This is a genomic window from Aeromonas enterica (genome assembly GCF_054052465.1).
In genome coordinates, this window is sequence record NZ_JBSTYL010000056.1 from 1 (window position 1) to 1,622 (window position 1,622).

General features: G+C 50.7%; 1 rRNA gene. It reads left to right on the plus strand.

The features are described 5' to 3' along the window. Window positions 1-156 precede the first annotated feature (156 nt). A 23S ribosomal RNA gene (locus ACW5XD_RS23840) occupies window positions 157-1,622 on the plus strand; the annotation flags it as partial.

The window sequence follows — 1,622 nt, forward strand, 5'->3', positions numbered from 1 at the left end:
TGCTCTTTAACAATCTGGAAAGCTGATTTAAAAAGTAGTTCTCAAACATTTGTTACAAGTGCTTTGGAAACTTCTTGGCGAAAACCAAAATTTATTTTGGTCCTTGTTGTACGACAACAAGTCGCGTCGTTTCGACGACACTTCTTGGGGTTGTATGGTTAAGTGACTAAGCGTACATGGTGGATGCCTTGGCAGTCAGAGGCGATGAAGGACGTACTAACCTGCGATAAGCTGTGAGAAGTCGGTAAGAGACGCTATTACTCACAGATTTCCGAATGGGGAAACCCACCCAGCACAAGCTGGGTATCTATTACTGAATACATAGGTAATAGAGGCGAACCGGGAGAACTGAAACATCTAAGTACCCCGAGGAAAAGAAATCAACCGAGATTCCCTCAGTAGCGGCGAGCGAACGGGGATTAGCCCTTAAGTTTCTTGGAAGTTAGTGGAATGGTCCTGGAAAGGCCAGCGATACAGGGTGATAGCCCCGTACATGAAAACGACCTTGAAGTGAAATCGAGTAGGGCGGGACACGTGACATCCTGTCTGAATATGGGGGGACCATCCTCCAAGGCTAAATACTCCTGACTGACCGATAGTGAACCAGTACCGTGAGGGAAAGGCGAAAAGAACCCCTGTGAGGGGAGTGAAATAGAACCTGAAACCGTGTACGTACAAGCAGTGGGAGCCCTTCGGGGTGACTGCGTACCTTTTGTATAATGGGTCAGCGACTTACATTTTGTAGCGAGGTTAACCGTATAGGGGAGCCGTAGGGAAACCGAGTCTTAACTGGGCGTCTAGTTGCAAGGTGTAGACCCGAAACCGGGTGATCTAGCCATGGGCAGGTTGAAGGTTGAGTAACATCAACTGGAGGACCGAACCCACTAACGTTGCAAAGTTAGGGGATGACCTGTGGCTGGGGGTGAAAGGCCAATCAAACTCGGAGATAGCTGGTTCTCCCCGAAAGCTATTTAGGTAGCGCCTCGGACGAATACTACTGGGGGTAGAGCACTGTTTGGACTAGGGGGTCATCCCGACTTACCAACTCCATGCAAACTCCGAATACCAGTAAGTAATATCCGGGAGACACACGGCGGGTGCTAACGTCCGTCGTGAAGAGGGAAACAACCCAGACCGCCGGCTAAGGTCCCAAAGTTCTGGTTAAGTGGGAAACGATGTGGGAAGGCTCAGACAGCTAGGATGTTGGCTTAGAAGCAGCCATCATTTAAAGAAAGCGTAATAGCTCACTAGTCGAGTCGGCCTGCGCGGAAGATGTAACGGGGCTCAAACCAGGCACCGAAGCCGCGGATTCACACTTATGTGTGAGTGGTAGGGGAGCGTTCTGTAAGTCTGCGAAGGTGTATCGAGAGGTATGCTGGAGATATCAGAAGTGCGAATGCTGACGTAAGTAACGATAAAGGGGGTGAAAAGCCTCCTCGCCGGAAGACCAAGGGTTCCTGTCCAACGTTAATCGGGGCAGGGTGAGTCGACCCCTAAGGTGAGGCCGAAAGGCGTAATCGATGGGAAGCAGGTTAATATTCCTGCACGACTTGTAATTGCGATGGGGGGACGGAGAAGGCTAGGTGGGCCAGGCGACGGTTGTCCTGGTGAAAGTGCGTAGG